The organism is Geobacillus sp. LYN3 (assembly GCF_003064505.1).
In the GTDB taxonomy this organism is placed as follows: Bacteria; Bacillota; Bacilli; order Bacillales; family Anoxybacillaceae; genus Parageobacillus_B; species Parageobacillus_B toebii.
The window spans coordinates 1-3,134 of sequence record NZ_QCWL01000030.1; the positions used below are offsets into that span (position 1 = coordinate 1).

Genomic DNA, 3,134 nt, shown 5'->3' on the forward strand with positions numbered 1-3,134 from the left:
ATCGCATATTTATCAAAATTTGGGGGCTAGAAGTTCAATTTATCTCGAAGAATTTTTACTCCTCAGAGCTACCCAAAACTACTCGAATATTTTCGATACATTCATCCTTATTAAACAATTCGGTCATACTTCTCATTGATTTGATTCCAAATACACTTTTAAGAAGAATGGTGTAAAGGATTGTTTCTGGACCATAGGTAATGTAGCTTTGATGCCTTTTATCTTTTACTTTTTTTAGTTGATCTACCAAGTCTTTAAAGAAATGATTTTGAATCTTAACGAAATCGAAGAAAAAATTTTGGTTTTTTTCTCTTTCTCTTTTTTCTTTCCTTGTTAACATTCACAAATCCCCCTTAAATCTTGATAAATCCAGATAAATTATCGCATATTTATCAAAATTTGGGGGCTAGAAGTTCAATTTATCTCGAAGAATTTTTACTCCTCAGAGCTGTCCCATGTCTAAAGACGGGCTACACCCTGCATGGGCTTTCTCCGATTGTACTTGTAAACGTGAATATGGTATTTAGTTTTCATTAGGCGAAAACCATTTGCACCCAATAGAATAGTAAAAACAATGTGACAACGGTTGTGAATGGTATGACAATCAACGAGACGCTTAAATAATCTTTCCATGTTACTTTTATCTTATTTTGTTTTAGGATGTGCATCCAAATCAGGGAGGCAAGCGTTCCAATCGGCAATAACAACGATCCCATGTCACTGCCAATAATGTTGGCGAGATAGATCGTCTTTAATGTAATAGAATCCAATCCCATTTCCGTCAAGGTGATGGTTCCGATCATTAAAGCGGGGTGATTATTAAAGAAGTTGGATAGAACGGACACTAATCCCCCCATGATAAAGCTCGCGTAGAACAATCCCTGGTTTACAATCGGTTCACATATTTTCACCAGCATCGCTGTCAGCCCCGCGTTATGGAGCCCGTAAATAATGACATACATAGAGAAGGCAAAAATAAGAATGTGCCAAGGAGTCTTTTTCAAGATGTCAACGGAATTGGTGCGCAAATGATACCATCTCCACACCAGCAGGATGAATGATCCAAGCACCGCAACGATTTCAATGGGAATAGAGAAATAAGAAGCGACAAAGAGCAGGCAACGAACCACAAAGACAAACAGCAAGACCTTCAACATAAATTGGGTGCGTTTGCGTTTCGTTTCCACGGAAATGGTGTTCTTCAATGGATGAAAATGTTTAGTAAAAAAGATTCCCTCTATATCATCGGAGAAATTTGGCAATGTTTTTGGCAATTTATTCTTTACTACTACGTACATCAGACAAGACATAAACAACAACCCTAACGTTGCCGGCACAAACATCATGGCCGTGTGCATATAAAGCGTCATATCCACAATTTTCAATGCGATTAGATTAACGATATTGCTTACTCCAATCGGCGCGCTGGAAGCTGTTGCGATCAGCGCGCCGCTTAAGAGATACGGGATCTGCTCACGCGGTTTTAGCCGGAGGTTTTTTAGGAGTAAAATTAAAATCGGGGTCGTAATCAGGATGCTGCCATCGTTATTGAATAAAAGGGTCATCAAAAAACATAACAGCTGAATGTACCAATATAGACGATAGCCCGAACCCTTGGCCAAACTGGCAAGCCGTGCCGCTGCCCAGTGGAAAAAACCGAAACTTTCTAATATGACGGCCATGACAATCGTTGCGATAATGGTAATCGAGGCGCCGGCGATTTTATGGATAATATCCAAAATATCACTGCCTGATGAAAAAAACATCCTTAAAGGAGCAGAACCAATGAAATACAAAGTTATTGAAAGAGATAGTTTTCAAGTAGTAGGAATCAAGCGAGAATTTTCATTAGTTAATGGGGAGAATCTTGTAGGTATTCCAAAACTGTGGGATGAAGTTAATGAGGATGGAACAGTCGATTTATTATGGAAGTTGAACAATGGTCAAATTAAAGGTGTGCTGGGGGTATGTGTCACTAATAGCGGTACACAGTCGAAGCAAGTAATGGATTATTGGGTAGCCACAGAATATGATGGTGACACCCCCAACGGATTATTGAAATTTGAAGTGCCCGCATCTAAATGGGTTGTATTTGAAGTTCATGGGCCAATGCCAGATGCTATGCAGAAGGCATGGAACCAAATTTTTTCAGAATGGCTTCCATCCAGTAGTTATGAGCATGCAGGCACACCAGCATTAGAAGTATATACAGACGAAAATCCCTTGAGCCCTGATTTTTATTCCGAAATCTGGATACCAGTAAAATAAACAGGAACATATGAAAAGTTATAAGTCATCAGGATTCCATAATCTGTCAGCTAATCACTTGATACTTCGTATGCTCCACTTCATGCCGCGCCCTTCTACACGTCTTTTCATAAAAATTCCTTCCTTTTCAAACAAAGGAAGGAGTTTTAATAAGTTTTAATAAAATGAAAGAAGTTGTTTTCATCACTTTCATCTTACTTGCATCAGCTGTTATAAGGTTATAAAAACCGCATGACTCACCTTCCCTTTTGCGAATTGGCGATCAATGATACGAAGATCTTCTTCTCAGTTTCACTTCTTTTTCTCCTTAAGGAACTGAACGGCGCGAAAATCAACATTTATTTTTAACAGGGTCATTAAAGAGTGACGAACTGAAACAGCCAAGATGGTGCGGATTTCAGTGATAATGTTGCATCCATATAATAACTTCGATTTTTTACACTAGTTTTGCAACATCATCATGGGTTACAATGTGAGTAACGTCGTAACATTATCTCTTATTTTCTATAGCAAACAGGAAAATGTCATAGTTTTGTTGAAAGAGATTTTTAACCGATTGAATTTTGGTTATCGAGGTTTCATGCGTCGATCATATTGCATTTTCCCTCAGCTTGACGAATTCGGCGCTACATTGATGTTTGCGGGAAATATTCCAGGAAAGACACAAACGATTTCGACAGCCATTATGTGTCAATAGAATTGAGAGAAATGAATTTAGCGCGGGCATGGGTGACCATGATGATGATGTCGTTGTTTTTCTTATATGTGCGAGAATCTTTAAGTCCAATTGAATGAAAGGAGGAGGCGGTATGGGAAAAGGTCAATCGGTGATTGCCGACCAGTGGAACCGTCCGCTTCGCGATTTG

Annotated in this window: 3 protein-coding genes and 2 pseudogenes; 2 read left to right on the forward strand and 3 right to left on the reverse strand. The window is 38.9% G+C overall.

What is annotated here, in order from left to right; translation table 11 throughout:
• Nucleotides 1-55: 55 nt before the first annotated feature.
• Complete coding sequence (locus DCC82_RS16710) at nt 56-340, reverse strand: hypothetical protein (RefSeq protein WP_233253076.1); 285 nt, start codon at nt 338-340, stop codon at nt 56-58.
• A gap of 193 nt (nt 341-533) precedes the next feature.
• Nucleotides 534-1,754, reverse strand: a pseudogene (locus tag DCC82_RS16715) (arsenic transporter); the annotation flags it as partial.
• A 31-nt stretch (nt 1,755-1,785) separates the two neighbouring features.
• On the opposite strand from DCC82_RS16715, the gene DCC82_RS16720 reads away from it, so the two are divergent.
• Entirely contained in the window at nt 1,786-2,268 is a 483-nt protein-coding gene (locus DCC82_RS16720) for a GyrI-like domain-containing protein (protein WP_097354402.1), read from the forward strand.
• 610 nt (nt 2,269-2,878) lie between these two features.
• Nucleotides 2,879-2,959: pseudogene (locus tag DCC82_RS18910) on the forward strand (molybdate ABC transporter permease subunit); the annotation flags it as partial.
• Here DCC82_RS18910 and DCC82_RS18915 read toward each other — a convergent pair.
• A partial coding sequence (locus tag DCC82_RS18915) for a hypothetical protein (protein WP_483299672.1) occupies nt 2,952-3,134 on the reverse strand: 183 nt, incomplete at its 5' end. The pseudogene DCC82_RS18910 and the gene DCC82_RS18915 overlap by 8 nt on opposite strands.

Coding starts and splice junctions, on each gene's coding strand:
- DCC82_RS16710 (WP_233253076.1), bottom strand. CDS start 340: ATGTTAACAAGGAAAGAAAAAAGAGAAAGAGAAAAAAACCAAAATTTT.
- DCC82_RS16720 (WP_097354402.1), top strand. CDS start 1,786: ATGAAATACAAAGTTATTGAAAGAGATAGTTTTCAAGTAGTAGGAATC.